Origin of the sequence: Granulicella sibirica, assembly GCF_004115155.1 — a bacterium.
Lineage (GTDB): Bacteria > Acidobacteriota > Terriglobia > Terriglobales > Acidobacteriaceae > Edaphobacter > Edaphobacter sibiricus.
Window position 1 is genome coordinate 1 of the sequence record NZ_RDSM01000001.1, and the last position, 24,715, is coordinate 24,715.

24 protein-coding genes and 1 pseudogene are annotated in these 24,715 nt (G+C 56.7%); 6 read left to right on the top strand and 19 right to left on the bottom strand.

Going from position 1 to position 24,715, the window contains the following annotated elements:
• Window positions 1–121: 121 nt before the first annotated feature.
• The 4 genes and pseudogenes from GRAN_RS00005 to GRAN_RS00020 all read right to left on the bottom strand — a co-directional run.
• Window positions 122–562, bottom strand: a pseudogene (locus GRAN_RS00005) (ArdC-like ssDNA-binding domain-containing protein); the annotation flags it as partial.
• A complete protein-coding gene (gene mobF / locus GRAN_RS00010) occupies window positions 499–2,841 on the bottom strand; it encodes a MobF family relaxase (protein ID WP_241654233.1) in 2,343 nt (780 codons plus the stop codon). The gene mobF and the pseudogene GRAN_RS00005, both read right to left, overlap by 64 nt.
• A 6-nt stretch (window positions 2,842–2,847) precedes the next feature.
• Complete coding sequence (locus GRAN_RS00015) at window positions 2,848–4,848, bottom strand: type IV secretion system DNA-binding domain-containing protein (RefSeq protein WP_128910999.1); 2,001 nt, start codon at window positions 4,846–4,848, stop codon at window positions 2,848–2,850.
• A complete protein-coding gene (locus GRAN_RS00020) occupies window positions 4,829–5,245 on the bottom strand; it encodes a plasmid mobilization protein (RefSeq protein WP_128911000.1) in 417 nt (138 codons plus the stop codon). Before GRAN_RS00020 ends, GRAN_RS00015 begins: the two co-directional genes overlap by 20 nt.
• 278 nt (window positions 5,246–5,523) lie before the next feature.
• On the opposite strand from GRAN_RS00020, the gene GRAN_RS00025 reads away from it, so the two are divergent.
• Window positions 5,524–6,477: a toll/interleukin-1 receptor domain-containing protein gene (locus tag GRAN_RS00025; RefSeq protein ID WP_128911001.1), complete on the top strand. Its 954-nt coding sequence runs from the start codon at window positions 5,524–5,526 to the stop codon at window positions 6,475–6,477.
• 42 nt (window positions 6,478–6,519) lie between these two features.
• On the opposite strand, the gene GRAN_RS00030 is transcribed toward GRAN_RS00025, so the two are convergent.
• Window positions 6,520–7,008: a hypothetical protein gene (locus tag GRAN_RS00030; protein WP_241654234.1), complete on the bottom strand. Its 489-nt coding sequence runs from the start codon at window positions 7,006–7,008 to the stop codon at window positions 6,520–6,522.
• A gap of 593 nt (window positions 7,009–7,601) precedes the next feature.
• On the opposite strand from GRAN_RS00030, the gene GRAN_RS00035 reads away from it, so the two are divergent.
• From GRAN_RS00035 to GRAN_RS00045, 3 genes are read left to right on the top strand one after another with little or no spacing between them, the layout of a single operon-like run.
• Window positions 7,602–8,105, top strand: a complete 504-nt coding sequence (locus GRAN_RS00035; protein WP_128911002.1) for a hypothetical protein — start codon at window positions 7,602–7,604, stop codon at window positions 8,103–8,105.
• Window positions 8,105–9,043 carry a Kiwa anti-phage protein KwaB-like domain-containing protein gene (locus tag GRAN_RS00040; protein ID WP_128911003.1) on the top strand — a complete coding sequence of 313 codons (939 nt, stop codon included), beginning with the start codon at window positions 8,105–8,107 and terminating at the stop codon, window positions 9,041–9,043. Before GRAN_RS00035 ends, GRAN_RS00040 begins: the two co-directional genes overlap by 1 nt.
• A gap of 42 nt (window positions 9,044–9,085) precedes the next feature.
• Window positions 9,086–9,532 carry a very short patch repair endonuclease gene (locus GRAN_RS00045; RefSeq protein WP_128911004.1) on the top strand — a complete coding sequence of 149 codons (447 nt, stop codon included), beginning with the start codon at window positions 9,086–9,088 and terminating at the stop codon, window positions 9,530–9,532.
• A gap of 71 nt (window positions 9,533–9,603) precedes the next feature.
• Here GRAN_RS00045 and GRAN_RS00050 read toward each other — a convergent pair whose 3' ends face one another.
• From GRAN_RS00050 to GRAN_RS00115, 13 genes are all read right to left on the bottom strand, one after another.
• Entirely contained in the window at window positions 9,604–10,467 is an 864-nt protein-coding gene (locus GRAN_RS00050; RefSeq protein WP_128911005.1) for a protein NO VEIN domain-containing protein, read from the bottom strand.
• The gene (locus GRAN_RS00055; protein ID WP_128911006.1) at window positions 10,457–12,355 is read right to left on the bottom strand and encodes a DEAD/DEAH box helicase; all 1,899 of its coding nucleotides are present in this window, start codon (window positions 12,353–12,355) and stop codon (window positions 10,457–10,459) included. Before GRAN_RS00055 ends, GRAN_RS00050 begins: the two co-directional genes overlap by 11 nt.
• A complete protein-coding gene (locus tag GRAN_RS00060) occupies window positions 12,352–13,671 on the bottom strand; it encodes a hypothetical protein (protein WP_128911007.1) in 1,320 nt (439 codons plus the stop codon). The genes GRAN_RS00055 and GRAN_RS00060 overlap by 4 nt, the downstream gene beginning before the upstream one ends.
• A 523-nt stretch (window positions 13,672–14,194) precedes the next feature.
• The gene (locus GRAN_RS00065) at window positions 14,195–14,515 is read right to left on the bottom strand and encodes a hypothetical protein (RefSeq protein ID WP_128911008.1); all 321 of its coding nucleotides are present in this window, start codon (window positions 14,513–14,515) and stop codon (window positions 14,195–14,197) included.
• Window positions 14,516–14,544: 29 nt separating this feature from the next.
• Window positions 14,545–15,402 (bottom strand): hypothetical protein, encoded by an 858-nt coding sequence (locus GRAN_RS00070; protein WP_128911009.1) that lies wholly within the window; start codon window positions 15,400–15,402, stop codon window positions 14,545–14,547.
• A complete protein-coding gene (locus GRAN_RS00075; RefSeq protein ID WP_128911010.1) occupies window positions 15,399–16,541 on the bottom strand; it encodes a DNA cytosine methyltransferase in 1,143 nt (380 codons plus the stop codon). Before GRAN_RS00075 ends, GRAN_RS00070 begins: the two co-directional genes overlap by 4 nt.
• Before the next feature lie 593 nt (window positions 16,542–17,134).
• On the bottom strand, window positions 17,135–18,400 hold the full coding sequence (locus GRAN_RS00085) for a tyrosine-type recombinase/integrase (protein WP_128911012.1): 1,266 nt from the start codon (window positions 18,398–18,400) through the stop codon (window positions 17,135–17,137).
• Between the two features lie 193 nt (window positions 18,401–18,593).
• On the bottom strand, window positions 18,594–19,577 hold the full coding sequence (locus tag GRAN_RS00090; RefSeq protein ID WP_241654235.1) for an Asd/ArgC dimerization domain-containing protein: 984 nt from the start codon (window positions 19,575–19,577) through the stop codon (window positions 18,594–18,596).
• 42 nt (window positions 19,578–19,619) lie between these two features.
• Window positions 19,620–20,417, bottom strand: coding sequence for a CDP-diacylglycerol--serine O-phosphatidyltransferase (pssA, locus tag GRAN_RS00095; protein ID WP_128912878.1), 798 nt, complete (start codon window positions 20,415–20,417; stop codon window positions 19,620–19,622).
• Window positions 20,418–20,506: 89 nt separating this feature from the next.
• Window positions 20,507–21,133: a phosphatidylserine decarboxylase gene (locus tag GRAN_RS00100; protein WP_128911014.1), complete on the bottom strand. Its 627-nt coding sequence runs from the start codon at window positions 21,131–21,133 to the stop codon at window positions 20,507–20,509.
• Between the two features lie 65 nt (window positions 21,134–21,198).
• On the bottom strand, window positions 21,199–21,663 hold the full coding sequence (gene rimI, locus GRAN_RS00105) for a ribosomal protein S18-alanine N-acetyltransferase (RefSeq protein WP_128911015.1): 465 nt from the start codon (window positions 21,661–21,663) through the stop codon (window positions 21,199–21,201).
• 3 nt (window positions 21,664–21,666) lie between these two features.
• On the bottom strand, window positions 21,667–22,338 hold the full coding sequence (gene tsaB / locus GRAN_RS00110) for a tRNA (adenosine(37)-N6)-threonylcarbamoyltransferase complex dimerization subunit type 1 TsaB (protein WP_161570782.1): 672 nt from the start codon (window positions 22,336–22,338) through the stop codon (window positions 21,667–21,669).
• Window positions 22,335–22,847 (bottom strand): VOC family protein, encoded by a 513-nt coding sequence (locus GRAN_RS00115; protein WP_338323409.1) that lies wholly within the window; start codon window positions 22,845–22,847, stop codon window positions 22,335–22,337. Before GRAN_RS00115 ends, tsaB begins: the two co-directional genes overlap by 4 nt.
• A 49-nt stretch (window positions 22,848–22,896) precedes the next feature.
• Here GRAN_RS00115 and GRAN_RS00120 point away from each other — a divergent pair, with 49 nt between their 5' ends.
• The gene (locus GRAN_RS00120) at window positions 22,897–23,544 is read left to right on the top strand and encodes an alpha/beta hydrolase family protein (protein WP_161570783.1); all 648 of its coding nucleotides are present in this window, start codon (window positions 22,897–22,899) and stop codon (window positions 23,542–23,544) included.
• A 58-nt stretch (window positions 23,545–23,602) separates the two neighbouring features.
• Window positions 23,603–24,133, top strand: coding sequence for a DinB family protein (locus GRAN_RS00125; protein ID WP_128911019.1), 531 nt, complete (start codon window positions 23,603–23,605; stop codon window positions 24,131–24,133).
• Window positions 24,134–24,150: 17 nt separating this feature from the next.
• On the opposite strand, the gene GRAN_RS00130 is transcribed toward GRAN_RS00125, so the two are convergent.
• Entirely contained in the window at window positions 24,151–24,627 is a 477-nt protein-coding gene (locus GRAN_RS00130; protein WP_161570784.1) for a pectinesterase family protein, read from the bottom strand.
• Window positions 24,628–24,715 lie beyond the last annotated feature (88 nt).

The following is a 24,715-nucleotide window of genomic DNA, read 5'->3' on the forward strand; positions in this document are numbered from 1 at the left end:
GGTGAAATCAATCCGCCCAGTATCGCCACCTTCATCTCGTTATGTTGCGTCCAGAATCGGCAAGCCCAATGAAGACGGCCCCTCGCAGCCGCTACACAACATAACTGCGAACACAACATAAGTGCGCCGTCTCATGCACCAACGTCGAAAACTCTTCGGCTTTTGACTGTCCCGGCAGGAGGGCGATGCGTCCGCCGTAGCTCATGCCAAGTGCGGGGGCAATGCTGGGGTTATAGACAAGGGTGATGCCGCGAGAGCGAACAAATGCGGCCAACCGCTCCGAGTTTTCCCTAGGGTCGCCGGAGATCTCGCGCATCGCTGGCAGGTCTACGCCGTCCGTTTGCGAGACATCGAAAACGTACGTCGAACGGAAGCCACACAGGACAGCGGTGTTCTGCCTGATGATGTCTTTGTTCGCTTCGTCGTCCTTCTTCCTGCGAATGCCCATGATGGGCGCGAGAATACGGATGCCCTTCTCGCCCTTCTTCACAGAGCGGCCTAAGTTCTTCCACGTCCAGAATCCGGCAACGCGAGTTGCACGCGGTCGCCCTGCGCGAAGCTCCGCTCAGAATCGCGGTAGACTGTCACGCCCTGCAAACGGCGAGGATCGTAGCTCAGTTCTTCGCCGCCATATCGTTTTATCGTTATAGTGTTGGTCTCTCGATTTGTGGCCGTAACACGTGCGTATTCTCCGGCCTCGATGCCCAGCGGCTTTGAGCCTTTCGAGTAGCGGATAACATCGCCCTTCTCGTAGTTCTGTGCGTGCTGCCGGTCAGCTCCGCCGATGTTCTGCCGCGCGTACAGCACATGCACGCGATGCTCTTCGCCGCTGACCTTGCCGTCAGCCTGCATCGCCTGATGAATGGCGCTGTTAATCTCACGCCGCGATTCATTGTCGGGCGAGACGACCAACGTTCCCTCTGGTGAACGCACGTACTCGCGAGCGATTTCACCGATTCGTTCGAGCCGGTCTTTGATTTCCAGCACGCGGCCTTGCTGATTCAGATTCCCGATGGCTTCGCGCACTTCACCACGTGCAAGCTGCTCGACGGCCTCTTTCAACGCAGGGTCTTTCTGCCGGATGATCTCGTCGAGATGCGCCGTTCGCAGCCCTGCTTCCTGAAGCTGCGCATACGGTCGGCCAGCTTCGACGGCCTCATGCTGCCGAGTATCGCCAACGAACAACACACGGTCATTTTCCTTTAGCCGTACCACGAAGGTGTGCATCTGCTGTGTGCTCGCCATACTCGATTCATCGATCACGTAGAGCCGTTTCTGCCCATCGTCAGCCCGCTCGCCGCGTGCGAGATGACGCTGTAACGTATGCGTCTCGATGCCCGATTCGGCGAGCTTTTGCGCTGCCCTTGATGTCGGTGCGAACCCTTTAATCTCATAGCCCGCACGCTCCGCAGCTTCACGGACAGCGGCTAGAGAAGTGGTCTTTCCAGCCCCGGCAACGCCCTCCAATGCCATCATCTGATCGCGACTCGTCAGCACCGTATCGACAGCGCTCCGCTGACCCACGCTCAGATGTGCATGCTGCTCCATCGTCTGCTGGCGCGCGTTGCCATCGGCTAGTACCTCGCGCGTTCCTTGTCCCATCCTCATTTGTTCAATCAACTCGCGCTCGTATCCCTGCATCTCGGCTGTTGTGTAGGCCCGACCTGCGCGCCCAGCCTTCCGCTCGATCTCTATCAAATTGCCGCCCGTAGCGCGGCGCTCAAACTCCGCACGTATCTCCGCCAGACGGGCTTCGCCCATCGTGTGCTTCAACGCGTCGCGCATCAGTGAACGCTCGTCGACAACGGCTTCGCGTTCCATGCCGCGCTCCCGTGCGTAGCTCATGCCATCATTCGCGGCACGTTGCGATTGCTCCGGGATCAGTTCGATTCCCGGTCGCTGCGCCGCTTCTGTAAGTACACGCTGTGGTTGTTGTCCAAATTCTGCAGCCATCTTTTGATGCTGCGCTAGTACCTCGTCATGAGAAAGCGGCTGTTTCGCATCCCGCGTCTGGTGCGCCGCGATCTGTGCAGCCCCGGCACCGCTGCGTCCAGCAGCCTCCATATGCTCTTCAATCTGCTGCCGCCGTGGGCTCGACGCCTCCAGATACTCCCGCGTGTAGCCCTTGATCTCAGGTTGTCCGTGCTCGCCACGCTCGATCTCATATCCCAATCCCTGCAAGTGCGCTGCCAGCTCCGAGCGATATACCGCCGTTGCATACTGCTGCGTCCGGTATAGCTCTTGAGGCTGCAACGCCCGCGTGTTGCCATCCGCCGTCTCGGTCACGTTGAACACAACGGCGTGCGTGTGGAGTTGCGGCGCGGCGTAGCCGTTAACAGGGCGGCTGCTGTCGTGCTCGAACTTCGCAACAGCCCATGCTCCGCTCGTCTGCGCGGGAGCGTTGCCACCCATTCTGGCCTGCACGTACTTTTCCATCTCATCAAGTGCCGTCCGCACGCTTTCGCGATGGGCTTCGCGTACACGATCATCGCCACCAACTAACGCGGTAAGAGACACGCTCTTCGGCGCGCTGAATGTTGCATCCCATCCGGCCCGATGCTCCATCGACCGCACCATCTCGCCGCGCCCGTTCTCGTACTCACGCACTGTTTGATGTCGCACAAGCTGCTCGCCAGTCAATGGATGCTGGCCCTCGGATAGCCGCGCGAACTGCTGCTCCTGCACCTCGCCGGTCAAGCCCCACCGCTCCGCAAGCTGGCCCTGCCACTCGCCGCGCACACGGTCGCCCTCTGTGTAGTAGTTCTCATTCGCGTTGGCGAACTCCTCTTTGTGATACGCCTGCGCCTGGCCGGAGCTGATCGGTTTGGAGAGCGTCACCATGATCGTTCACTCGAAGTACGGATGCTGTTCGTTGAGCTCGACTACCTTCTGTTCCGGCTTCTTCTGGACACTCTGCGGAGCCTTTCGCCGTATCACTGGCTCTTCGACCGCGACCGACGCGGGCTGCGCTGCGGGTTGCAATGGCACAACCGGCGTCATCTTTCGCTCGATGAACTTCTCCGCACGGTTCGCCAGCTCCATGTACGGGAAACGCATCTGCACAACGAGGTTGCCATGCTTGAGATAACCGTGCAGTGGATCAAGCCCCGCAACCTCGCTTGCCATAACCAGCGGCTCACGCGTGATGTCGCGCTGTTCGCTCTCACGTCCGCGTGGGAACACGCCCTTGGTGCGCGACTCGCGGAAGCGTTCGACCTCGACTTCGCCGATGGCTTTTGAGATCCACTCGGACGCATGAGGCTCGCTGGTTTTAAGGAAGACCCTTGTCGCTGGCTGCGAGAGCATCGCCTCTGCAACGTGGCCGTACAGCGCCTCGACCTGAGCCTTTCCTTGGAAGCCCAGCACCATCGGATTATTCGATTTGCGGTTCTCCGTCACCGCCGTTTTGAGCTGCGGAAGATGCTGCAAGCTCGCCAGCTCATCCAGCACGAACCACGTCTTCAGCCGCGCTGTATCGTCGTTCATCATGCGCAATACGAGCAAGTCCAGCCACAGGCTGACGAGTGGCCGCATCCGCTCGCGCATCGTCGGCTTCGACGTGATGAACACCCATCCTTTGCGCTCCTTTGCCCACTCGACCGTGCTCCAACGCTGCTTCGTTTCACGCTCCGAAGGCAGCAGCTTGAACGCATCGGCGACCATGTTCAGCGAGCCTAAGACACCGCTGCGCTGGTTCGCCGCGCCGCGGTCGATCATTGCGGCCATCTCCGTTCCGTCGATCCGTTTGTCGATCTCATCCGCGTTGCTCATCCAGTACGTCAGCTCTTGCGGCGTCGGCCTCTGGTTGATTAAGTGAGCGAAGATTTTGCGCGGCGCTTCGACGAAGAACCGGTTCTCCCGGCCCTGATCCGGGAACAGGCTGACGGCTAAGGTAAGGGCCTCTGCTTCGTGTGGAACCTCATCGCCCGGAGTCCAGAACGGGCAGCGTGCATCAAGCGGATTCAGGACCACGTCGCCGCGACTCTCGTTATAGAACTGCGGCAGATATTCCATGGCAGGGTCGTACACGATGGCCGCTTCGCCGCGATCTGCGATCTGCGCGAGAAGCTGCCGGATCGTCGCCGATTTGCCGGTGCCGCTATCGCCCACGATGAGGAAGTGCATCGCCTCGCGATCACGAGGAACTCGAACCCAGCGGCTAAGAGATTTATGGAAGGTCTTGTCCCACCAACTAGCCTCTTCGTTCACGAACGCGATGCCGTCCGGCAGATGCACGCGGATCGCTTTCGACCGGCCCAGCTTCGTGTTGAACTCCGCCGTCGAGACCAGCTCCGGCCCGCGAAGACGACGCCCATGTTTCCAGATCTGACGCCGCGCCCGATCCTTCGGAACCGCCACGAAGAGAGCCAGCACGAAAAACGCCAGCGAGAGATAGACCGGTATCCGGTAGAACGTCCACGCCTCGTGATCGGCGTACACGGCTTGACTCATCACCCGGTGCAGGCCCCGGTCGTTAAACACACCCGTCACCCAGGTCAGCCGCGCGATGCGATCCTTCACGCCCTCTTCCGTCAGGTGGTAACCCGGCCTGCCGTCCACGCTCGGCACCCGCTCGATCTCGTCGTCGATCACGAGCCGCTGGCTTTTGCCGACCACCGCCTCCAGTAGCGTGTACTTGCTCGATGCCGTGGCCGACGCTTGGCCCCGCGTTCCGCTCTTCAGGTAGTCCGTCAGGTACAGCCGCTCGGCCTCTGTCCAGCTTCGCTCGTACTGCCACGTCAGCAGCCCGGCCAGGAACACCGGCGTCAGTAGGAACGCCATCACCGTCCACACCGGCGTCCGGCTTGGCCATGCTTTCGAGTATTCCTTACGACCCCATTCCGCCATCTTCGACCTCCGGTTGGGTTTCCTTGCTAGCCGCGCGAGCGGCCTGTAGGCGCTCCCGCGCCCGCTCTAACTTCGTCGCGTCCGCCCGCTCGATCAGGCCACGCAGCTCTGCCTCCGTGAGCGGGCTTTTGTCCGCCCGGAAGCTCAGATTCAGGAACAGTGACCGAAGGGCTAGCAGCTCGGCCAGCACGACTTCGCTCCCGGCCTCCGCGCTTGGCTCGACCGGCGCGGCCAGCAGCACGTCTCGAACCCACTCCGAGAGCGTCAGGCCCGACGAACGCGCCCGCTCCTCCAGCATGGCGAACCCCGCCTCGCTGACCTTCGTGCCGACGGATCTTGTACGGAGTGGCGGCTTCATCGGAGACCGCCAGCGATGAAAGGGAGATGCAGGCCGCACGTCGGCTGTACGTTGCTCAGATTCGGGCAGCGTGGCCGGAAGCGGGCAAAGGGGTTTGAACTCATATGGTTCCCCTACAGCAACCTGCGTTCGCTTCCAGAGTAACGCTCTTGCTGGCCTTTTTCTATTTGAGGCCTGTTTTCAATAAGTTGCCCGGCAGTAACCTCAGGCTACTGTGCAGCTCCCATTCTGGGGTGACGTGTCACCCTCAATCCGCTGCATAGCAGCGTAAGCTTTGTAGACGCTGCACACTGGCGATGAAAGAAGGTGATTGCAGGATGCCGACTCTGTTTTTCTCCTATTCCCATGAAGACGAAAAGCTGCGCGATCAGCTCGAAGTCCACTTGGCAGGACTGAAGCGCCAGGGTGTCATTTCAACATGGCACGACCGGCGTATCTCGGCTGGGACGGAGCTAGGCAACACTATCGACCAGAATCTGAACGAAGCGGATGTGATTCTTCTGCTCATCAGCCCAGACTTCATCAATTCGGATTACTGCTACGAGCGCGAGATGTTGCGAGCGATGGAACGCCACGACCGCCTGGAAGCAAGGGTGATTCCCATCATCTTGCGCCCGTGCGACTGGCACGGTCTTCCGTTCGGGAAGCTATTGGCCGCCCCGAAGGACGGTAAACCGGTCACCAAATGGGCGGATCAAGACGACGCCTTTCTGGACATCGCGACGGCTATCAAAGATGCCCTCAAGGATCTCGGGAAAGCCACCTCATCCGTTAGTCCCCGGACCACCGAATCGTCAGCAACTCCTCAAAGCATCACGGCACCGATTCGTTCCAGCAACCTTAGAATTCGGAAGCAGTTCTCCGATCTCGATCGAGACACCTTCCGACACGAAGGATTCGACTTTATCGCCAAATTCTTCGAAGCGGCTCTCCTTGAGATCGCCAACCGCAATCCGGGTTTGGCGCAACGCTTTCAACGCGTAGACGCAAACCACTTCACGGCATCTCTCTATCAAAATGGAGAGAAGGTTTGCAGAGGGTCTGCCTCCGTTGGCGGGGGACACATGGGCTCCGACAGCATTCAATATTCGATGACCGATACACCACGGGATGGGGGAATGAACGAAGCCGTTTACGTGAAGAACGACGATCAAACCCTTTACTTCGAACCCCTCGGCATGCAGTCCTACGGAAACCGGGATAAGCAGAAGCTCACGCCGCAAGGCGCTGCCGAGTTCTTTTGGGACTTGTTCATCCGCCCACTTCAGTGAGGCACCTTCCTTCACCTGGACCGTATGCGCTTCATGAGGTCATTAAGTTAGCTTGCACAAACGCGCAGTCAGCGTGCTCATGCCGAGTGCTGGTGCGATGTTGGGGTTGTAGACAAGCTGGATGTCCCGCAAACGAACGGAAGCGGCCAAACGTTCCATGTTCTCGCCGGGCTCGCCGCTGACTTCGTGCAGGTTGGGAGGCTCTACGCCATCCGTCTGCGAAGCGTCGAAGACGTAGGCATTACGGAATCCGAGCAATATCCGCGCGTTCTGCTCAGTGACGTCATTCTGGGCCTCCTCGTCCTTTTTGCGGCGAACGCCGACGACGGGAGCGAGAATGCGAATGCCTTCTGTCCGGCCTTCAGGCTGCGTCCGAGTTTTCCATGTCCGGAATCCGGCGAAACGGGTCGCGGTCGGCATCTGCCGCGCGATCTCCAGCACGTTCCCAAAGCTGTAGTTATGGAACCGGCTCATAGCGGTGAGGTAGGTAGTTGGTAAGGGCTTCGGAGTGCCCGATCTCCAACTGCTCAACCAAGAGCTTGATATTGGCCGCGATGAAACTCCTCTTTGATGGTTGGCTTCTTGCTGTAAATGGCGGTGGTGTAGTCCCTTATGGTGGCTTCTCATTGGCTTTTGCTGTTGCCACATCCGCGTTGAAACTCGGCATGTACATGCTGAACGCCACCTGGCGAAGGCGGGAGCAGCAAGGCGCAAGGGAGGGGTGTCCCCAACCTTGGAGCGAAGGCGAAGCTGGAGCAGAAAGGACGGAGCGCAGCGGCGGTCTGCACAAGCCCGCAGGGCGCGGAAGATTGGGGAAACCCTTGCGCCGCGCGATTGGGGCATCGCCCCTTAGCGAGGTTTGGCTTCCTTATTCGTGCGCGTTAGCGCACAGGAACTACAGGGTGGGCGTTGCAGGGGGGGAACGGCCGCCCGCTGAGGTGGGTGACTGAAGACGCGTAGTGGCTGAAGGCAAGGCGTGCACCTCCTCAGCGCATTGTCGGATGGTGTTCTTAGAGTCCATCTAGGCCCATTTCGTCTGTACGTCAGGGCGATTGGATCAAGAGGAATCAATCCGACCGAGTATCATAGCGTCACGCTTCGTTCACGAGAAACCTATGCCGCGAATGTCCACCAGAGCGCTCCTGTTTTTGAGCTCATATTCTCCGCTGTTCCTCATCTTGTCGATGCGGGGATGGCGCGACAGCCGATATCTCGCTGTCGGATTGGGCATCATAGCGTTACTTTCGATAAGCGGCTTGGTTCTTTTCCTTCGACTTGCCCGAAAGCTGCAAGCTTCTCGATTGTTCGTGGCTTCGGTTAAGTCGCGTGACGGGGATGTTATGAGCTATATCGTTACGTATCTCCTCCCGTTTCTCGCGATCAAAATGAACGACAAAATGGATGTAGCGTCGCTTGGTCTACTTCTTTCCGTCGTCGGAGTTCTCTATGTCAACTCTAATTTGATCCATACGAATCCCATCTTGAGCATCATGGGCTACCATCTTTTTGAAATCGAAGATTCGGATAGAAAAACGTCGACGTTAATCTGCAAGCGCTCTTACATTCGCACCGGTTCGGAACTCAGCGCCGTTTCAGTTGGTGACTATGTGCTCATGGAGAAATCTTGATGCCTGCCGAAGAAGCTTTAGGAATTCTGGTCGCTGCATTTGCGGCGAATCCATCAACCAATGTCCTTCTCGTATCCGAACCGGAAGGAGAGACTGTTATACAGCGTCTAAATTTAGATGATGGCCTTGCCGCAGACTTTCGGTCTGTTGCGCAAGATGCTTGTTCGTACATCTTGGGCGCGCTTAGGCTGCGGGCATATGACCCGGGATACAAACCGGAGCCCGACGAGCTTTCATACATAGATTTGGCAAACGACGCTGATTTAGCGACTCGAATTCAAGAACTCACGAGAGTGCAACAAGCGGAGCTTTTTGTTGAAGACGATGCTGTGATTGATGCGCTTCGTTTCTACTCGATTGTGATCAGCCCTTCCGCACGGCGACATGCAGTGTTCTTACGCAGCTATAGTCCTAAGAAAGAACTTTCGCGGAAGACAGGATTCGCTGCGATTCTTGGACGCGGCCATTACAACAAGGTTGAAACGAAGATTTTCTTGTTTGACTGGAAGGTTGATTGTTTCGCTTGGGGAGGTTACCTATTCATCCCAAACGTATCCTCCTTCCAGCGAATCTTCAAGTACTTCGAAGGACTTCGAGCGAAGGCTCAAGAGACACTGGACACGATTTTGGCGCAGATCCCAGTTAGCAACGCTGATGACTTCAGGAACGCCTGTATCGGGCAGATTCAAATGATCTCCAAGTTGGCTCAGATCGCGCGGAAACCTTATCTCCCTGCGGTAACTATCGCAGACCTTCGACGCACGATCAATGAGTTTGACCTTGACGTGCAGATTGCTGAGATCGATGGGGAGGAGCGGCTTGTGTTTGAAGGGGCACCGGCTAAGCGCTGGCTGATCTTGAAACTTCTCGATGACAATTATCTGGGGTCGGTGATGACGACGCTCAAGTACGAAGTAAATTCGAAAAGCCCTCTTTGAGCACGCTCTAATGCCGAGCATTCCCTAGAATGAAGTCATAGGATGATTCGACCGACGCCACAACGAAGCGCAATCATGAGGGCGGTGAAGGCGAAGGATACTGCGCCCGAAATCCAGGTTCGCCGATTCGTTCACGCGCTTGGATATCGGTATCGGCTTCATCGTAAGGATCTTCCCGGCAAGCCAGACATGGTCTTTCCAAAGCAGCGAAAAGTGATTTTTGTTCATGGATGCTTTTGGCACGGACACTCATGTAAGAGAGGCGATAGAACACCGCAGACCAATCGCGAGTATTGGGAAGCAAAGATTGACCGAAATCGAAAACGAGATTCTGAACACCATAAGGCTCTTGAATCGCTTGGCTGGCAGACGTTGGTCGTCTGGGAGTGCCAGCTCCGTGATTCTTTAGAGCGTAGAAGGATCGAAGGTGATATCGCAGAGTATCTGTGTGAGAATAAGGTCCTCGCAAAAGCGGCTCTCACTTCCTGAGAAGCCATTCTTGAGTCTCTCAAACGTAGAGGATAAAGCGCTCCAGGCGAGTCTCAAGATGTCGTCAAAGGCTATAGCTTGATTTCGAACCAATCCTCCAGCGTAAATTGCAACTCAGCAGATTCGGTCCAACGAAAACTTTCTGTGTCTGAAGGAATCACTCGCTGCAGCGCTCCATCTTTCAGTTGGTATGCGCCCAGAACATTCTCAGCATCGAATCTTTTTTGTACAAAAGCCCGATTGAGGAAGACTATCTGCACCAATCGCCACTGGGAACCATATAGCAGAGATTTCTCATATTCGTTTCGCGTCAAGCTAAAGCGACTGCGAGTGTTTTCACTGGAAGCCTTAACCTCAACTCGATCAACCCGGATATTCCTAGCTTCAATGTCGTATCCGAAGGCGTCCGATATGGCCGCAACGTGAAGGGGATCGTGCCCCGCTCTTGTCAAACTGTCGAGCATCAGGAGTTCAGCAGCGTTGCCAAGTTGCTTTCGAAGTTCCCCTTGCTCACCGTCTTTCACAGTCGAAGCCACCTCGAACAACAGTGCATCAAGATCGGGGTCGAGCCAGCTCAACTCATCTAGATCCCAAGAAGGGATGTATTCCCGTTTCACTTCTTGGCCGACTGCCAATCTCAGCCATAAGGGTGGGGAGGCCAACATAACTAGACGTGCAATGCCGAAGAGGGACGCACGGTCCGCTGTTTCCAATAGAGGCTTAAGCTTCTCAACGATCAGAACGGCATCTTTGACTGTAGCTAATCCGTTCGCAACCATGGCTTCGGCTGGGCGAAGAAGGTTGAGCGACGCAGCCATGAAAGATGAAGCAGCTCTGGCTCCTTCAATCCACTCCTCAATGTTGCGGCGCCCTTTCAAAGTTGCTGAACGTCCGAGGAGAAAAACGGCAATGCACACCCCTTGATTAGGCAGCATCCGCTTTTGCCTCGATATGATTAGCGATAGCCGTCAAATCGTCCGCGAACACGGGTGATGCGAGGGCGTCGTCATCGCTCTCGGGCAGCGAGACCTGCACTAGTCCCTCGTCATCCATGAGTCGCGAAAGGGCGATTACTTTATTTCGCAGTCTTCCGTCGACACTCTCATCGATCGTTTGTTGGCTGATGAGAATTGTGAACTTCGTGAGAGTACCGTCCGCTAGACCTAGCCGATGGATCCGGTCTTGGCTTTGAAGGAAGTGTCCCGCGTTGAATGTACGATCAAGATAAATTGCATGGTGACACCAGTGATGGAGGCTGACCCCTTCTCCCATGGCTGCTGGATTGGCCAGTAAGACGGTACAGGCAGGATCCTCGCGGAAGCGTTTTAACTCAGCATCGCGAGTGATTGTTGCGCCAGTTGGTGCCCCGTCTTCAGGGGGGATGCCGCCATGCACTATTGCAGGGTTGTAAATCGCCAGAAAACGCTGAAGTGCGGTCAAGTTCCGAACAAATGATGACCAGATGAGAACTTTTTCACCTTTTTGTGTCGATTCAGAGACGATCTTCAAAATCGCCTCGTATTTCCATGGCGTTTCGTAATTTCTGTAGCTGGCGAGAAGATCCATCAATGATTCATCGCCTTTGAGGTCAAGGGGAGGATGCGCAAAACCAGCAGCATCAAACGCGTCAGAACCCGCCGCCAGCAGCATGGGGTTGGTCGCACCTTCGAGGAGGTACATCACGATCCGACCGAGTCGGTCAAACTCCCTCCTCGTCGCCTTTGTTATGGCGAGCGAGGCCCTAAACTTTCCAATCAAGGCGTCGTAGATAGCTTGTTGAATAGCGCCCATGGGACGACGTACGACCTCGAAAACTGTCGGCGGCAGACTTAGTCGCGCCTTCGGTGTGCGGACAAAATACCGCCTAATCGCTTTCCCGGTTTCCCGAAGCACATCCTCGTCTCGTCCATCCTTCTCGATGTAAACGGATGACGGTAAAATTTGATGGTCCTGCCCGGGATATAAGAAACGCACGAGAGCGATTAGGTCGAATGCGCCTTGGGGTGCTGGTGTACCGGTAAGGACATCCCTGCGCTTAGCAGCGTAAGCCAAATCCAAGACTGCACGGCCATGTACTCCGAAGGCTCCGCGTTTTACTCTGTGAGCCTCATCGAGGATCAATTGAGTGGGTCGTTCCGCTACGAAAGCCCGAATACGATCATAGTCAGATGCCACACGGTGATAGCTAGTCAGCAGGATGGTCGTATTCTGCGGGATCAAAGCATCTGGGCCACCATGGACCGAGACAACTGGGCTTGGAACAATGCACTTTACTGAGTCTTCCTTCCAGGCGGCAAAGGCAGCCAATGGACCAATAACTAACATGCGTTCCACGTCACCGCTCATGCGGGCCAGCGCGAAGTTAGCGAGCGCTACAGTCGTTTTACCAGCTCCAGGAACCGAAAAGTCGGCGCCGTGAGGAAGACTTCTAATCGCGGCCAAGTTTTCAAGCTGAAACGACTTCAGTTCGCGGATAAATCCTGACTCTTTGAGTTGTCGAGCCAAGTCATCGGCGTCAAATCTTGAATTGGCCGCCGTCACTGCGGCCTCTCTCGCGAACCGATCAGAGGCCAGAGATTTCAGTTGTGATCTTAGCGTCCCGCCGAAGTCGATTTCGGTTCCATAAATGGTACGTACTTCGCGCAGTGCAGCAAGTTCCGAGAAGAATACGTCGATACGGACCTCTAAGCGGTTGGGTGACCCACCTACTATCCCGCGACTGAAAGCTTCTTGTAGTCGCGCCCAGGCACCCGCATCTCCATCAGCTTCGCGCTGAAGGATGACTAACGGTCGGCCAGCCGCGTAGAGTTCTGCCGATATCATTCGGTCATCCGTAGTTTTGAGAGCAGCGTCTCAACTGCATCGAGTTGCTTGTCTAGATCGCCTTCAGCCCAGTCAGTGAGCGTCCGAGCCCTCGGTAGCGCGCTGAGTGCACGCTCGAGTTCCGCGACAGCCTTCTTTGTGCGAACCACTGGGGCGGTAACGGTAGTCTGGTCCTTTTGCTCTTCTTCGGCTTCGTCCGCCGCAGCGTTGATAGCGCTCTGCAGGGTATCCAGAAGGTGTTGTACAACTGCGGTTCCGCCTCTTGGCAGATCGATCGTTTCCTCACGTTTTTTGGTAGCCAACAATCCAAGTACATCGTTCAGACGATTTGACCTCGGGTCGGCACCAAGGACCGCATCCAGTGGATCATCGAGATCGATAACTCTTCCCGCATCTGGAGCGACATCTAGAAGTGGGCTTAGCGCAGCGTCGTTCTCAATCTCGTTCAACACCATACGCGCCGCATCCGGCCGTCTGAGGTGTCGGAGACGACGATAATTTACGTTTGATAACGTCCCGAGAAAATAGGTAGAGCGAACGCTGTCGGCTTCATCTTTGGACTTGTTTCGAATGTGTTTCGTTAACTCGTCAAACGCGGACTCATTCTCCTTGAAATCGATGTGGAGTCGAGCCCCGCCGGATAGCGAGACGAGTTGGTGTACCTGCTGAAGTTTTTCGTGTAGCTGCCTAACGGCTGAAGCTTCTCGATGCATGCGAGCGCCAACACGCTCATAATCTTTGCCTTCACGGTCGTAAAGCTCTTCGATCAGAAGAGCTTCGTTGATCCATGAGTAATCTTCCTTGAAATCACGCGCTACCTGGAGTTCTGCTTCAAGGTCCAAGAGTTCTGCCGGCGTAGCATCGTCGGGCAAGACGAGACACTTGACATAGCGCGCATCTAAGTGTGGCGGCTTGTTGCTGTAGAGATTACGGAGCGCTGCTGATCGCCTATTTCCGTTGATGAGTATTCCGTCAGCCGTAAGCACTGCTGGCTCTTGCTGTTTTCTCGCCAACAGATCTTCTTTCAGGACTTCGAAACCCTCTTGCGCGGCGAGGATCTTATACTGTGCCTCTTGAGCAACTGGACCAAGTGGATCGGCGGTGAAAAGAGTCGGGTTGTTCGAATCCCGGATTGCCTGAAGTTGTTCTGCCCTGGTGCGATGATTCAATGTTGAAAATCGGACCCACGATACCTCCATGTGTACGACAGGCAGCTCCTTTATTGGTCTAGGCCAAGCTGGTAGGAGCATTTTCCCTTCAGTTTCACGCGCTTTCAAAAACGCCACGCGCTCTTGGTCGAGGATCGGATTTGGCATATTAGTTCCTAAAAGTTGTTGAGCGGCCCGCACCGAAGCGCGAGCAGATTGTGGTTCGAAGAGAGCCGTTCCGTCTCTGGAAACCTACGTGTCCCAAATAGGCTGGAACTTGATCAGAGGTGATGCCGAAGAGGCTAAGAAGCTTACCCGGGAAAGAACGCTCTTGCGTGGCATTCCAATTCCACTCAACGGCATCGCTTGCCCGTTCCGGCATGGCGTAGATGCATGGAGGCGGAACCAGCTTTCCAGAAATCATGATTCCTCGCTCCGCCTTCGGGCAAGGCCGTTGAGGAGTACCGCAGAGCTCGTTATGGAAAATCACCCCGTCCAATTCATCAGTTGCTTCGCCAAAAAATCTTTGCCTGAGCCGATTCACTCCTTTTGCGACGTGCTCACCAGGTTCGTAGGCAAGGCTGGAGCAGAGCCACCAAAGATAGGTTTCGCGGGCCCAGGCAGGCCTGTTCCATCGGACGCTGCTGTGAGCTCCGTCAGGACAGCCTTTCTGTATGACTCCAACGTCTCCCTAGTCCGGGACGTGAAGCTTGTAAATCGTATCTTCCCCGTAGGTGGGTATGTCGTAGCCGGAGATGATCTCGCGTGAAACCATCTCGTCGAAGATTGTCCTCAGAAAGAGACGACGGTCCGAATTACTCGCACTCTGGCTGCCTCGCATGGCCTCAAGGACCATTGGGAGAGCCGCAGTATACTCGGAGGGGCTCAATCCTCTAGAGGCCAGGAAGCTTTCATCGAAAGCCAACGCTTCGATGAGCGCTGAGACCTTTTCCACTACTGGAGTGGGTGGAACTCCGGCATTTCGGCAAGGCATTGCAAGTTTCGCATCCATCAATCTTCTCTCAGTCGCTAATTCTCGGCCTACGCTCTTCGAATAAAAGTCAGGTTGGATTCCTTTACTACAGCACCGTTACGGCGTACTCTCGTACGTCTTTTCAAGGTACCTTTATCCTCCGCGACGTCAAAATCGACGTAGTTAATTTCGTCGTCGTTCCCTCCGAAGCAAAGGTGAAAAGCCCGGAGCAGTTCAACTTCCTCTAAGGTTTGGGCCGCAGAGATAATGCGTTCTGGCAGTTCCGGAAGTTTCTTAGGCAAAACATATAGACATGTTGGCGGAACAGTGTAGTGTGCAACCCGAGTAGTGCGGTTTGGCCGTTCGAACAATTTTGGGCAAGGGCGCCCAACGGTCCCGCAAACCATATCCCAGACGATGACGCCGTCAATACATTGCTTGCGGATGAGCATCTCAGAACTAAGTCGGGTATGGAGACCGGACCACACATTCAGACGAGGATCTGCTGCTGCGTTCTGGCACAGGCTCCAGATAAAAAATTCGTCGGCATAAGGGGGTCTCTCGAAAATTGTCGTGTTGTTGCCATCTAAACACCCCTTGGGTTCGACTACGCTCGTTTTCCCGGTTGGAAGCTTCACTACATATTCATGTCGGTTGTCTCCAGCTGTTGGCTCCCATTCCGCTATGAAACCGCCGTCCTGCATGTGATTGAGAATGTCTCGTACAAACTCGCGCTTTCCGGTCGTCTCGGCTGAGAACTGACCACGAATCCGCTCGATAGCGCCGCGGAATACCCCGGCACCGTAAAACTGTTCTTCCGACAGTCCGTGGTTTCCCAAAGTGTGGGCATGAGCTTTCAGCGACTCCGCATATTCGTCAACCAAAATGCTCAGGTTGTGATCCTGCTTACAAGGAATCACGCTCATGCGGCAGCCGATGACCTCTGGTTTCGCGAAGCGAGCAACGGCTCGAAAATCCGGGCAGCTAGGTGTCGAACTACCGGGACGACAACTCCGTCACCCGTCAGATGGTAGGCCTCGTTGTAGTTGCTCGGGAGCTTGTAACTTTCCTCTAAGCCCATTAATCTAGCGGTTTCCCTGCTTGAGATCAATCTGGCTTTTATTGATTTCCCTTCAACTACAAGCACCACTTGCCGACTTGATCCTCCCGACGGCGTTCTCAAGCACCCGGAGATGTCATCAAATCTAACTTCCGCACGTTGGACCTTATCACCTTCTTGCGTGGGGCGAGTGCGTTTGTAGATACAGCCAACCATTCTCTTCCCCTCAGTAACTGCGCGGATGACTTTGGCGCGGTTTGTGGGACTCATCATACCGAGAAGTCGTTCTGTTTCTGACGGGGAAAACCAAGGCGTGTCAGCAGATTCCTCCAAGAGGTCAGCGAAAGTCGTGGAGCGCTCAGCCGGGCGAGGAAGATTCCACCATATCCAGCTTCTCTTCGTTTGAGATGGGAGCTTAGCAAACGCTCGACTTAAAGTGTCAGTATGCCAAGGTGAGTATGGAACCAGAGAAATGAGTTCTTCCGGAACAGCAAGATCTTTACGAACGCCGATTATGAATAGTCGAGGACGTGATTGCGGCACAAAAAGAGAAGCGTTGACGACCAGTGCGCCCACCTCGTAACCCGCTTGTTCGACCTGATTGCAAATCGTGGCGAAGTCCTTGCCGCCGTGCGAAGTAATTGCACCACATACATTCTCCAAGACCATAACTTTCGGAGCGCGCCCTTCTTGGATGAGGCTTCGCATCAGTTTCCAAAATGGCTTAAAAGTACCCGATCGGTTTCCCTGAAGCCCAGCCCCTCCGCCTGCGAGGGAGAGATCTTGACAAGGAAATGAAGCCCAAACGAGATCTGCTAGTCCGGGAAGATCGGTGGTAGCCAAAGCCCCAACATCTTCTGTCTTGAGCTCTTTCTGGCCCCAATTCGCTACGTACGAATGACTCTTTTTGTGATCGAAGTCATTAGCGAATAAACACGTCCAGCCCTCGCCAAGGCCAGCGCGAGCCATTCCACCACCAGCGAAGAACTCGTAAAAGCTAGGCATTTGCATTCATCCTTCGCTGCCGCTCAGCGTCCAGCTTTTCCAAAATAGCTTCGCAAATCCACGTATTCCGCGATACACTGCCTGCCCGTCTGGTGCGTTCCTCGTCGATCTGCTCCCATACGTCCGGGTCTAGTCTCAGATTTAGGCGTGGACGCTCCACAACTGCACAATTATTCATGCACAATAATGGCGCCACAATGGCGCCAAATGCAAGGTAAATCTTCGCTGAATCTTCGTCCGTATCAGGAATTCTAATCCACCTCTAGTATGGAGGGACTAAGGAGTGGAAATCTAGGCAACAACTCACGTTCACACCTTCATGGAGCCTTGCCACTCCAATTGCGGCATTTCCGATCTGCTTAGGCAAAAGCATAGACGGGAGCGAGTCGTCGCTGCCCAAGTTTTCAGATGTAAAGCAACTATGTTGCCGAACATACGAATTCTTGGTGGCTTAGACTTCTGGCACACGCTCGTGTGCAGAAACGGCATCGGATCAAAACGGGCCGGAGCGGCCCTGATCCGATGCCAAAAGCAAACCCGGATGCTTCCATCCGGGTGAACAGCTTATATCGCATCCGCCAGTCGATGAGTCTCTACTCTGCGAGGCCCCTTTTAGCTGACCCTTTCTTCTTCGCTGAGTCGTTCTTCAGACGGGGTTTCATCACATTGATTGCTGAAGCATCGAGCTGAGTCTTCAAGTGGGCCGCATAATATTTCTCAATCATCTCTACGCTGGTTCGGCAGTTCTTGGCGATCTGGTAGATGTCAGCCCCTTCAAGAAGTCGCAAACAGATATAGGTGTGGCGAAGGCTATATGCCGTGCGCGGTCTCTCATCACGATCTTTTCGTAGTTTTTCTTCGTCAAGAATTTTGTTGAACAAGTCACGGGACCACTTCGGAAACAGAAGGTCGGTTGGCTCTGGTTTCTGCCACTCCCCACTTTCCAGCGAGTTTTTCCGACTTCCTGCACGCCCTGGCCCACCATGCGGACGCAAGCGATTCTCCAAACGCTCGAACGGTCGCACGGCCCCGACCGTGCTCTTGCAGAATCCAATTCCTCTTTTACCTCGAACTTCGATCTCTAAAATCGTCTGGCCGCTGCCCTCGTCCTCGACGACCTTCACATTGCGGAACTGAAGGCGCATCGCTTCATCTGGGCGAAGCCCGGTATTCGCAGAGAACAGTACATAGTCGTGGAGCTGCTCCGCTTCCCAGCGGAAGCGAGGCTGCTTCGGGTGCTGCGCCCGCTTGCGGGTCGCTTCGTAGAGTTTCTTGTACTCTTCCGGCGAGAACCATGCTCGATGAGAGATCTTGGCCGACGCCCGGTAGGGAGCGGACATGTACGGCAGATAATCGATCCATCCGTGACGCAGAGCGGTCTTGAATATTTGGCGCAACGTCACGATCTCCTGGTGCATAGTGCTATGCGCTGGAGGCTTGCCTCGGTTTTCTTTGGCTTCTTCTAGTCGATGGATGCGATATTCATTGATCTTGCCCGCAGTGATTTCGGGAAGCACCATGCTGCCGAAGAAGGGAACGAGATGGCCATTCGTGCGCGCGTGCTTTCCACGCGCGTATGTCGCGTTTCGCTGTCCCTGCGTCATAATGCCGAACTCACGCAGATACAACTTGGCAGCCTCGCGGAATGGCTTGCCGCTCTTCAGGTTGCCATCGCGGAGTTTGCCACGCAACTGCAAATACCAATCCTCAGCGAACTCCTTCGCTTTGGAGAGACTGTCTTCTTTGGTCGTTGTCCGCCGGTTCTTTCCGGCCAAGTAGGTCGCACATTGCCAGCTAGAACTATTCGGACGCCTGTAGACGTGAACCTTGCCACCGAGGATGGTGTGGTGTTCGGACATGCAGGAGCGCCTCCCGACATCCAAAATACTACGAAAGTGTGCAAGCGTTGTGCAACACAATTGGCTGCATCTTGCCCCAGCTAACCCTTTTATTATGAATGATTTATAGGGTCACAAGAAGGTGTCTTAGACGATTTTGAGTCCGCTGCGTCTGCCAGTTCCGCCATCCCGGCCTACCTTCATCTTACCAGCCTCACTGCACTTTGCCTTGCAAGCGCCTCGCTCGGAAGTCGGCGGCACAGGCTATCGCATGAAGCGAGGTGAGCTTGATATTGTCCGCGATCATCCACAGCCACGCACGGTTACCGTCTTCCTTATCCACTCTAGCAAGTACAGTTGGCCGCCCCGCCGCAATCAGATTGCTCGGGGAATTGGGGGGGGGGAGGACGGTTATGTGCGCGCTGTCGATGGATTCGGTGATTTCTTGTGTGGTCATGGTCTGACCACTTTCCAGAAGCACCGAGATTCCGTAGCCGTGGAAGACGGGTGCCTGGATGATTTGAAGGGAGAGTTCCACGGGTGTTCCCAGGCGAGCGTAGTCGCGACGGATGCGCTCCGCTGTCTGCTCGAGCGGCATCTTTGCTGCCGGTCCGAGGGCGGCAAGTAGATTGAAGGCAACCTGAGTATCGAACTCTTCCGTTGGAAGGCTCTGGAACGACAACAGCTTCACGGTCTGCTCGTGCATCTCGTCCATCCCGGCCTGTCCGCGTTCGGAGGCCGGCAGCAGGACCGTGGCGGCTATTTTCGACACGCCAAGCCCAGAGCATCGGGAGGCAACCAAGGCGAGGATTACGGAAACGATGTGCGCCGGAACGATTGCCGTGGTTGCGAGGTCCGGCTTCGTTGGCAGTACCCAGGGGGACTGGATCGCGACGCCGGGCTCTGCCGCGAGGGCGCCGGTCAGGTCGATCACGCTTGCCCCGGCCTTGCGGGCCGCCATCCAGTGCTTTGTTGTCTCGTCTGGGCGACCGGCAAAGAAGACGAGGTCGAGCCCCTGGAAGGAGCCAGGCTCGATGCGCCGGATGAACGCAGCCTCGTCGCCCACAGCCGCAATCTGTCCCGTTGCTTTCTCTTCGTCGAGCAGCACGACCTCGCCCACAGCGAAGATCGAATTACCCAGCTCCTCGGCCAGTTCTTTTCCCAGAAGCGACGACGCCCCCACGATTCCAATTCGCATCAGATTGCTCTCCATCTTGATTCCAATCCCGCCTTACTACGGTCAGCTCGCCAGTCCTGCCGACCGGCGACGGCCCCTTCCCCACGAATACGCCAACCGGGCCAACACACCGGATACGAGATAGCCGAGTGCGATCACCATGAGAGTGACCTCGGAAAACATCGCGATCAGAGCGCCGATCAACGCAATGAGGGCAAAGAGGCGATAGGTCTTCTTCCCTTCGGTCTCGGTTCCAATCTCTTTTCCGCTCCAGAAGCGCCAACTGCTTACCATCAAGAAGCCGGTGAAAACCATCAGGGCTAGCCAGAGAATGGCCATGCGCCAGTCATCGATCGGCGAGCCGTCGAAACAGTGGACGACCGCCGCGATCACTCCGGCTCCGGCAGGGATCGGCATGCCAACGAAATATTTGCGGCCCGGCCGCCCGGGATTCTTGGGCTGCGGATTCACGCTTACGTTGAACCGGGCGAGACGGCTGGCTCCACAGATCAGGAAGAGGAAACAGACGACCACGCCGAGGTGCAAAAGACGCACGCGCATCATGGGGTGATCCATCGCGGGCAGCATGCGGAAGCCCCAAATGTACGCGAGGATAGCCGGTGCGACGCCAAAGGTGACGACGTCCGCGAGCGAGTCCAACTCCTTGCCGAACGCGCTGGTCGTGTTGGTCATGCGTGCGATGCGGCCGTCGAGACCGTCGAAGAGGACGGCAAACCCGATGGCAAGTGCGGCGTGGTCAAAGAACCATGGTTCCGCAGCCGAGCCCTGAATGCTTTGCGTGATCGCCCAGAAGCCAGCCGCTATGTTTCCGGCGGTGAACAGCGACGGCAGGACATACATTCCTCGCGAGGGCTGTCCGCGATGCGAGGATGGCCTGTGCTTCTCCTCGTACCCACCCGAGGACTCCACCCCATAATCCTGCGCGGACATCAGGCAGACACCGTCGGGACCACGGCCAGCACGGTCGATCCACCTGAGACGCGCATTCCCGTCTTCACCTTCAGCACGGCTTCCGCAGGCATGAGCATGTCGACGCGCGATCCGAACTTGATGAGCCCGACGCGCTGCCCACGCTCCACACGCTCTCCGGCCTTGACTGTGCAGACGATGCGCCGCGCGAGAAGGCCGGCAATCTGCTTGTACGCGACCTGATACGACCCGTTGTCGATCACGACGAGGGTCTGCTCATTCGTCAGAACGGACTCGGGCTTCATGGCGTTCATGAACCCGCCATGGCGATGTTCCACCGTCTTCACTACCCCGGCGATTGGGGCGCGATTAACGTGCACATTGAAGACATTGAGGAAGATGCTGAGGCGTAGGCGGCTGCCCTCGGCGGTCTCGATCCACTCGGCCTCGGTCACCAGGCCGTCACCGGGAGAAACGATCTGTCCTGGCTCCTGAGGAATCGCCCGATTTGGATCCCTGAAGAACCAGAGAAAAAAGATCGCCAAAAGGACCGGAATCGCAACAAGAATGTGAACGTCTGTCAGCTTCCAAAGCAGGGCCGCGACCACCCCAAGACCCAGCGCATAGAAAATCCCATCACGAACCATAGCTGTCCATTATAAGGTGCGGCTGCATCGCCCGAAGTGCGAATCACGGCGGCGGCTCCCAACCGTCAGGACATCAGCCATCGCATCAAAATCGCGTCATCCAGCGGCTCACGATAGTACGCCCTGCGTTCCCCGATCTTTTGGAACCCGAGCTTCTCGTAGAGCCGGATCGCTCCAGCACTGGACGCCCTCACCTCCAGAGCGACTTCTTTAGCCGCCTGCTCCTGGCACCAGGAGAAGACCGCCGTGCAAAGAGCCAGACCGATCCCCTGCCGCCGTGCCTCTTCGCGAACCGCAAGGTTCTCAAGCTCTCCCTCGCATTGGCCTCCAGCGTCAAGTACCGTACCTACCGCGAAGCCGAGCAGACCTTCGGGGGTCTCGCACACGAAGAGTTTGCGGTGTACCGCGCCCGCCGCGGGCTCAAGGGCCTTCCGGTACTCCTGACTAGGCCAGTGGGGGGCTTCTGGGGCGCTTCGCTCAATCGCGAGGATTGCCTCGATGTCTTCCAGCTTCCCAACCCGGACCAGCATTTTCTAAAGCCGTCCTACGATTGCCTTCGCAAAGATCTCTCCGTCAGTGCGCCGCAGATAGTTGGCGTCCTGGAGGACACCCTCAGTTCCCTGCCCGAGGCCGTTGAGAACGAGGCCGAGGCCAATGCCTGCTGCCGGTTCGGGGAGAAGTGTGACGTCCAATCCCTCAAGTTCCGACGCGACCTTTTCTTCGCAGATCAGGACCTCTTCGGAGATCGCGACCTTCCCTTTACGTTCGATGAGGCGGACGAGCTCTTCCCTTCCAATGAGGGACTCGCGCTCACACATCCCGCTTTCGTACAGGCCGTAATAGAACTCGCCGCGCCCAGCGTCGAGGACGGCGTGGACGGTGTCGGCCGTCGCGCAAGATGCCAGCAGCGCCAGCCTGGAGACTCCTACCAGCGGAATGTCCAGGGCTTCCGCGAGCCCCTTCCCTACACTTAGGCCTGTCCTGACACCAGTGAAGGAGCCTGGACCACGCACCACGCCGACCAGATTCAGGTCCGACACCGTCCATTCCGCCTCCGTGAGAATGGCACGGATAGCGGGCATCAGCCCCTCAGAGAAGGTTCTTGGCGGGAGCACGGCCATCGCAAGGAGTGGCTTCGGGGCAGATGTATCCGCGACTGCCACGCTTCCCTCGACACCGCACGTATGGATCAGCAAAACCCTCACAAAGATACCTCCTTTCCATTTTCCACTAACTCCACCAAGGTTCCTCCCGTGCTTTCGGGATGCACGAAGAAGTATCGGTGTCCGCCTGCGCCGACGCGGACCGCTGGACTGGCGAGCCGGACTCTCTCCTCCGTCAACCTCGCGAAAAGCTCGTCGATGTTATGGACGCTTAGCGCGACATGATGCACGCCTTCTCCTCGACGGGAGAGGAACCTCTCGACCGCCGTCCCTTCTCCGAGTGCCTCGAGAAACTCGATCCTCGCGATGCCAACAGGCACAACGCCAACAGGCACAATTCCGACCCGGACCCCCTCGTTCGCGATGGTCTCCACTCGCGTCATTTGCAGGCCGAGGTCCGCGCATGCCTGTCGACTCGCTTCAAGACTGCGAACGGCGAATCCGACATGGTCCAATACGTGCCGTTCCAAGCGGAGGGGTGTAAGGTCCAATCCTCCGCATGCTTCAAGGAAGCGTCCGGTTCGTACGAGTTCCGCGACATCTTCGATCAAAGCGTCTGAACCTCACCTGCGACAACTCTACCTATACCCTGTTTTAGATATGCAAAGCACCTTTCGAAGCGGGCCAAGTACCATCCGTATCCATCAGACCGAACCCAGCACTCCATCTCGACATCCGGCGATTCTTCTCCTTCATGGAGCGGGGGGCAACACGACCTTCTGGTTGGACCGGATCGCGCCCTTTGTCGGGCGTCTGGGTGTCAGCCTGTATGCGCCACACTACTTCGACCGGACCGGGACTCAGCGGGCCGATCCCGCTACCATTCTCGATGGAGTCCATGTTCCGCTGTGGCTGGAGACGGTTTCGGACGCGCTCGCGTATGTGCGTTCCCGACCGAACGTCGATCCGAATCGCATCGCTCTGCTAGGGATTTCACTTGGAGCCTTCCTGTCGCTTGCTCATGCGGCGACGCATGCGGACATTCGTGCGGTGGTCGAGATCTCGGGCGGACTCGTCGAACCGTATGCGTCACAGGCGACGCAGGCCTTTCCCCCAACCCTTATCCTGCACGGCGAGGTTGATCAAGTTGTCTCGCTTGACCAGGCCCGGAGCCTGGAGAAGCGGTTGCAGTCGCTCAACGTTCCGCACGAGCGGCATATTCTCCCAGGCGAAGGCCACTGGTTCTCGCACGGAGCGCAGGTTCGTATTCTTGCCGCCATTGCCCAATTTCTTGGGCGCTATCTCTAACCGCTTGTCCGCGCACCCGGCCACGCGTACCCTGAATCTGCAAGCGAGAGGAAATACCATGCAGCCGAAGTGTTCGATCTTTGCAGCAGCCACCCTCACCCTGGTGCTCACCGGGGCAGCTTTTGCCCAAACCGCTCCCTCTGGTCCTGCCGCAGAGGTGCTGACCAGCTACAACCGCCTGAAGGGAAACATCATCAAGGCTGCCGAGAAGATGCCCGCGGACAGCTACGAGTACAAGATCACGCCGGACATCCGGACGTATGCGCGGGTGGTAAACCATGTTACCGAGGCGCAGTTCCACACCTGCACGACGTTGAATGGAAAGAAGTTCGAGGCGTCGATGGTGCCTTCCGATACGGCGGGCAAGGATGCCGTGGTTGCGGGCTTGAAGGCTTCCTACGCGGAGTGCGATAAGGCTTATGAGGGGCTGACGGATGCGGCGCTCACGGAGACGGTGCAGGCTGGTCCGACCAAACGCTCGAAGATTGGGATGGCGTGGGGGAATGTGTCGCACGACAACGAGCAGTATGCAATCCTCTCGATCTATCTCCGGCTGAAGGGCATCATGCCTCCTACGGTCGAGAAGTAGGCTTTGGGCGGCGGGAGTTATTTTCCCGGCTCGGGAGGGCTCGGCTTCGGCGACGAGGTGAGACTCCCGAGGACGCGAACGTCATGCAGGACGGCTCGATCGCCAGTGATTTGCAGGGCGACGGCGTTTTCCCTGGGGCCATCGTTGGCGATGGTGAGGGTGTCGGCGTAGAAGTCGTCGGCGGTTACGGTGAGGGTGGGCTGGGTGGAAGAGAAGATCAGGGTTACTTTTTCGGGGTCTTTGCCGTCGCCGCGTAGTTGGATGTTTGGCCGGACCACTTTCACCTGCTCGCGATAGACTCCGGGACGGATTCGGATGACGGCTCCCTGCCCGGGGGCGGCGGCGACGGCGTCGTGGATGGAGCCGTAGTCGGACTGATACCCTCCGACAGTGAAAGTGGGGGGTGGGGGCGGGAGTTTGGTGCGTTCCTGAGCGGAAAGGCTGAAGGCCAGTGTTGCGAGGCAGATTCCGAGGGTGCGAACGCGTGAGGGCATAGAGCTCCAGACCTGGACCATTCTTCCACATGGAGTCGATTGGTCTGACATCCTTCTTGACAGGGATCGGTCAGGAACGGCTATTCTC